Origin of the sequence: Myroides injenensis M09-0166, from assembly GCF_000246945.1 — a bacterium.
GTDB lineage: Bacteria > Bacteroidota > Bacteroidia > Flavobacteriales > Flavobacteriaceae > Flavobacterium > Flavobacterium injenense.
The window spans coordinates 1-6970 of sequence record NZ_BAEX01000124.1 but is presented as its reverse complement, the minus strand read 5'-3'; the positions used below and the strand labels follow the sequence as shown (position 1 = coordinate 6970).

4 protein-coding genes are annotated in these 6970 nt (G+C 32.1%); all 4 read left to right on the top strand.

The genetic code is table 11. The features are described 5' to 3' along the window. Window positions 1–2 precede the first annotated feature (2 nt). Window positions 3–1475, top strand: coding sequence for a RagB/SusD family nutrient uptake outer membrane protein (locus RH98_RS14305; RefSeq protein ID WP_026038927.1), 1473 nt, complete (start codon window positions 3–5; stop codon window positions 1473–1475). Between the two features lie 268 nt (window positions 1476–1743). Beyond that, entirely contained in the window at window positions 1744–4947 is a 3204-nt protein-coding gene (locus RH98_RS14300; RefSeq protein WP_010256594.1) for a SusC/RagA family TonB-linked outer membrane protein, read from the top strand. An 18-nt stretch (window positions 4948–4965) separates the two neighbouring features. Further along, window positions 4966–6459, top strand: coding sequence for a RagB/SusD family nutrient uptake outer membrane protein (locus tag RH98_RS14295; RefSeq protein ID WP_010256590.1), 1494 nt, complete (start codon window positions 4966–4968; stop codon window positions 6457–6459). Between the two features lie 264 nt (window positions 6460–6723). Then, window positions 6724–6970, top strand: a 247-nt coding sequence (locus RH98_RS14290; protein WP_010256587.1) for a carboxypeptidase-like regulatory domain-containing protein, incomplete at its 3' end; no start/stop codon positions are given.

Here is a 6970-nt window from a genome sequence, read left to right as displayed (position 1 = left end):
TTATATTAGGGGTAGGTTTTATATTTGCGAGTTGCTCAAAAGATTTTCTTGAAACTTCTCCGACAGAAACTATTTCAAAATCTGATATTGATAAGATATCAGAATACTCACCTCACTTAGGTATTGCAACTTTAAATGGGCTTTACGCCTATAACGTAAAAAAAGGAAGTGGTGGCACAACTGGACATGATGATTTTGGTCAGAAAGGATATGATATCTATTTTGATATGCTTAGTGGTGACATGAATTTAAATAGTGAAATTTATGGTTGGTATTCTGGACTAGCTGATTTAACAGATATGATTAATCCATCTAATAATACAAATTATAAGCCTTGGAGGTTTTATTATTATATGGTAAGAGGGACGAATAATGTTATCGAGTCTTTTAAAGATAATACTACTCGAGAGGGACAATTAGTATTAGCAGAAGCAATGGCTCTAAGAGCGTCTGCATACTATAACTTAGTTATGCTCTATACTAGCGGATATGATGCTAATGAAAAAATTCTACCTCTCTATAATGTTCCTTCTTTAGAGAATAAACCTGCCAAATTGACTCAGGAAATCTTTGACTTGATGATTGTAGATTTGACTAGTTCTTTAGAATTATTTGAAAAAAATAATGCAACAGCTAAAGGAAATATAGCTAAAGGAAAAATCGATTATAATGTAGCTAAAGGATTGTTGGTATATGTTTATGCGGCTAAAGGTACTACTGATGCACTAACAGAAGCTGCTCGATTGAGTAAAGAAATTATTGATAGTGGAGCGTATCCGATTGCCAATGAAGGACTACTATTAGGGGGGGTTAATAAAGCCACTAGCAATAATAATTGGATGTGGGGAGCTACAATAACTCCTGAAAATAATTTGAATTTAATTTCTTGGTGGGGACAAATAGATGTTTTTACGTATAGTTATGCATTTGTTGGAGATACGAAAGGAATGAGTAAAGAATTATATGAAGCAATAAAAGATAATGATGTTCGTAAGAAACAATTTGAAGTTTCTTTTTCTTCTACTAATTTTGGGTCTAATACTTACCTTCCTGTAAATAAATTTTATTCTGCTACTGGAAAAAAATTGGGAGGGCAACGTATAATTGAATCTGATTATATCTATATGAGAGTAGAAGAAATGTATCTTTTAAATGCTGAAGTAAATGCACGTTTAGGTCAGGAAGGTGAAGCGAAGCAAACTTTGAAAAATATGCTTTCAAATCGCATTGATGATATTTCATATATAGACGGACTTAGTGGCGAAGCATTATTGTCAGAGATTATCTTGCAAACTAGAATTGAACTTTGGGGCGAGGGAAAAAGTTATGCTGCTATAAAAAGAAATAAAAGAGATTTTGTTTATGGTTCTAATCAGCTGCATTATGCTAATGGAGTTTTTAGATATGATGATAGGAGATTAAGATTATCAGTCCCTCAGGCAGAGATTTTAAATAATCCTGTGTATAATGATTAAAAACTGTTTTTTTTTAACATATTTAAGACCACCTTTGTAGGGTGGTCTTTTTTGTATTGTAAAATTTAACTAAAATTTGGTATTTAGTTGATATTTACGTTTTTTTTAAGATATGTGTTTTTAATGTATTTATTTATTGTTTAATATATGATTTATTAACTTTTATTGTGTGGTATTTTTAGTTTAGTATTTTTTAGTCTTTGAATTTCTTAAAAATTATATAATTTTTTTATTAGATTTGTTTTACTAACTAATCAATATTAATAAAATGAAATCAAAGTACAATTGGTTTTTGAGCTTGCTACTTGTGTTATTGGTGCAAGTTGGCTATGCTCAAGATAAAGCTCTTTCGGGAGTAGTGAAAGAAGGTGGAATGCCTTTGCCAGGTGTGTCTGTTGTGATTGAGGGAACTCAACAAGGGACTCAGACTGATTTGGATGGTAAGTATTCTATTAAAGTTAAACAAGGACAAGTGGTTGTGTTTAGCTTTATTGGAATGAATGATGTGAAACATAGAGTAGGAGCATCTTCTACTTATAATGTAGAAATGTCAAGTGATGATAATGTTCTGGATGAAGTTGTAGTTGTGGGGTATGGTACTTCTACTAAGGAATCATTTACAGGATCAGCTACTCAAGTTAGTGCAAAGCAGATAGAAAAGAAAAGTGTTTCTAATGCTGTTAGTGCTATTGCTGGAGAATCAGCAGGTGTGCAAGTGATTACTTCTACTGGTCAACCTGGTGCAGAGCCTGCTGTGCGTATTCGTGGATTTGGTTCTGTTAATGGAAATAGAAGTCCATTGTATGTAGTAGATGGAGTTCCTTATTTAGGTAATATATCATCAATTAATCCTGCTGATATTGAATCTATGAGTGTTTTAAAGGATGCTGCTGCGACTGCTATTTATGGATCTCGTGGTGCTAATGGGGTTGTAATACTTAATACCAAATCAGGGAAAGGTAATAAGTCTTTTATTCAAGTTGATATGAAGACAGGGGTTAACTGGAGAGCTTTACCTAGTTATGATGTTATTACTTCGCCAGAGGAATATATTCAGTATTCACATGAGGCGTTACGTAATTATGGTAAGATTAAAGGAGGTTTTGATGATACGCAAGCTTATACATGGGCAAATCAAAATTTATTTAATGAAAAGACTGGTATTGATCCACGTTATAATATGTGGAATGTATCTAATGGAGAAGAATTAATTGACCCAGCTACTGGAAAAGTTAGATCTGGTGTTACTAGAAAATATAATCCTGAGGATTGGCGTGATTATGCTTTCCAATCTTCGCGTCGTATAGAAGGAAATTTAACTATGGGTGGATCTGCTGAGAATACATCATATTTTACTTCCTTAGGTTATTTAAAAGATGAAGGTTATTCTATTAATTCTGATTATGAGCGTGTTACTGCAAGGTTGAATCTTCAGCATAAGCCAAAAGAATGGTTAGATGCAAAAATGAATATGGGATATACGCATTCACAAAGTAATAATAATGGTCAAAGTAGTGATTCAGGAAGTGTTTTTTGGTTTGTAGATAATATTCCTTCTATTTATCCTCTGTTCTTACGTGATTCAGAAGGTAATATGGTTAAAGATGTATATGGAGGGAATCAATATGATTATGGTACAGGACGTGGTTTTGGAGCATTAACTAATGCTGTTGGTGATGCTAATTATGGAAAAGACCAAACTACTAGAGATGAGGTGAATGTAAGTACTTCTTTTGTAGTGAATTTATATGAAGGATTAACATTCGAAACCAATGTAGGGGGGCAATATTATAATTCTACTAGAAATATTTTAGGTAATAGATTTTACGGTTCTTCTGCTTCTATGGGAGGATCTATAACTAAGGTGAAGTCTGAGGTATTTACTTATAATTGGACTAAGATTTTACGTTATAAAAAATCATTTGGTGATCACAGTTTAGAAGCTATGGTAGCTCATGAGAATAATTCATATGAATATAGATATAATGCTGCAAGTAAGAATAATCTTGCAGACCCCAATAGTACTGAAATGAATAATGGATCTGCGACTTCTGGTCCACCAACGGGATATAAATTAGAAAATACTTTAGAAAGTTTCTTTGGACGTGTTAATTATGATTATCAAGGGAAATATTTTTTCAGTGGACTTGTTAGACGTGATGGATCATCACGTTTTAAGAAAGATAAGTGGGGAACTTTCTACTCACTAAGTGGTTCTTGGGTGATTTCGAGAGAAGATTTTATGTTAAATCAAGATTTTATTAGTAATTTAAAACTTAAAGCTAGTTATGGATTAACTGGAGACCAATCGGTAGGAACTTATTATCCAGGAGAAAATTTATGGAATGTTTCTACTTATGGAGGTGATTTAGCTATTTTTGAGCAAGTAAATGGTAATCCAGATTTATCTTGGGAAAAAAGTAAAATGTTCCAAGTTGGAGCTGAAGTTAGTTTAAAACGTTTCTTAGATATTAATGTGGATTATTATATAAAGAATACAGATGACTTGATTTTTACTCGTCGAGTAGGGCCTTCAGCAGGTTACGCTACTATGATTGTGAATGATGGAAATTTACGTAACCAAGGATTAGAATTTGAATTAACTGGTCATTTACTTCAAACAAAGGATGCATTCATTGATTTATCAGTAAATGGTCAATTCTTGAAAAATAAATTGACTGCAATGCCTGTAGATCCAAGTACAGGTGAGAGAAAAATTATAGATGTTGATGGTTTGTATGGTCGTTCTAAAGGTCATTCTCTATTCGATTTCTATACTAGAGAGTGGGCAGGAGTTGATTCTCAAACAGGACAAGCACAATGGTATACATATACCTATTTGGATGGCGCTGGTCAAAAACAGAATGTTGTATCTCTTACTGATTTCTTAGCAAGTAATCCTGAAATGGAAGGAAAGTTAACAAAAGAAACAACTTATAATGCTGCTGAGGCAACTATTGCTTACATTGGAAAATCTGCAATTCCAAAAGTATCGGGAGGTATTAATTTGAATACTGGTTATAAAGGATGGGAGTTATCAGTTCAGATGTTATATAGTTTAGGTGGTTATGGTTATGATGGGACATATGCTAACTTAATGGGTAATGGTCGAGTTGGGTCTAATAACTGGCATAAAGACATTGCTAATCGTTGGCAAAAACCAGGAGATATTACTGATGTACCTAGATTATCAAGTAATGCAGATGTGAATGTAAATGCTGCTTCATCTAGATTCATTACTAAAACTGATTATTTAAGTATAAATAATATACGTATAGGTTATAGTTTACCACAAACTGTTTTAAGACAGTTAGGTTTAGCGGAAGTTAATTTCTTTGCTTCTGGAGATAATTTATTCTTATTTACAAAAAGAAAAGGATATAATCCTGCTATGAGTGAATATGGACAGTCTTCAGTGTATCAGTATGCACCATTATCTACTATTACTGGTGGAGTGAGAGTAAAATTCTAAAAAATTAACAAGACAAAAATGAAAAGAACGATATTAACTTTATTAGGAGTAGGTTTTATATTTGCGAGTTGCTCGAAAGATTTTCTTGAAACCTCTCCAACACAGACAATTTCTAAGTCAGATATAGATAAAATTTCAGAGTATTCACCTCATTTGGGTATAGCAACTTTGAATGGACTTTACGCTTATAATGTGAAAGCTGAAAGTGGTGGTACAACTGGACATGATGATTTTGGTCAGAAGGGTTACGATGTATATTCAGATATGTTGAGTGGTGATATGGTTTTGAATAACGAAATCTATGGTTGGTATTCTGGAATTGCTGATTTAACAGATATGATTAATCCATCTAATTTAACAAATTATAGACCATGGAGATTCTACTATTATATGGTAAGAGGAGCGAACAATGTTATAGAATCTTTTAAAGATAATACTACACCTGAGGGACAAGTTGTTTTAGCAGAGGCAAAAGCCTTAAGGGCATATGTGTATTATAATTTAGTAATGCTTTATACAGCAGGTTATGATGCTAATGAAAAGATTTTACCTGTTTATGAAACCCCATCACAAGAAAATATGCCAGCAAAATTAACTCAAGATGTTTTTGAATTAATGATTTCTGACTTATCATCTTCTTTAAGTTTGTTTGAAGATAATAATGCGACAGGCAAGGGTAATATTGCAAAAGGTAAGATTGATTATAATGTTGCTAAAGGAATCCTATGTTATGTATACGCGGCAAAAGGTACAAGTGATGCACTTTCTGAAGCTGCAAAATTGAGTAAGGAAATTGTTGATAGTGGCGTTTATACTGTAGCAAATGAAGCGATTCTTTTAGGAGGATTTAATAAAGCAGTAAGTAATCCAAACTGGATGTGGGGCGCAACGTTAACAACTGAGAATGATTTAGATTTGATTTCATGGTGGGGACAAATTGATGTCTTCACTTATAGCTATGCTTCTGTAGGTGATAGTAAAGGAATGAACAAGGAATTGTACGAAGCGATAAAACCTGATGATGTACGCAAGAAACAATTTGAAGTTTCGTTTTCACCAAATAATTTTGGTTCTAATACTTACCTTCCTGTAAATAAGTTTTATTCAGCTACAGGAAAAGTGTTACAAGGTCAACGTATTATTGAGTCTGATTATATCTATATGAGAATAGAAGAAATGTATCTTTTGAATGCTGAAGCTAATGCTCGTTTAGGACAAGAAGCAGAAGCTAAACAAACACTGAAAAATTTACTATCTAGTCGTATTGATGATGTTTCTTATATTGATGCACTTAGTGGAGATGCATTATTATCTGAGATATTATTACAAACAAGAATTGAATTATGGGGCGAAGGTAAAAGTTATGCAGCTGTGAAGAGAAACAAAAAAGATTTTGTTTATGGCTCTAATCACCTTCATTATGCAAATTCAACGTTTAGTTATGATGATAGAAGATTAAAACTATCTGTACCTCAAAACGAGATTTTGAATAATCCAGTATATAATAATTAATTTTGAAGTTTAAAATGAAAGAGTCTATCATTTGATAGACTCTTTTTTTTATTTATTAAATTTAACATAATTTAAGTGTTTTGTTGTATTTTGTAATATGTGTGTTTTTATTAATTGTTTGTTGTTTATTTTTTGTATTCTATTTATTTTATTAGTATTTAATATGCATTAATTTAATTTGATTTTTCTTAAGTCTTTTTATTTCTTAAAAATTATATAATTTTTTTGTTAGATTTGTTTTACTAACTAATCAATAATAATATAATGAAATCAAAGTTAAATTGGACTTTAATGGTTATCTTGACTTTGTTCACACAATTAGGTTTTGCTCAAGAAAAAAACTTATCAGGTGTTGTAACAGATGAAGGATTCCCAATGCCGGGCGTTTCAGTTGTATTAGTCGGTACTTCAGAAGGTACACAGACTGATATGGATGGAAAATACTCTTTAAAAGTTAAAACAGGCGATGTTGTTTTGTTTTCTTTTATTGGGTATAAAGAATACTACGTGT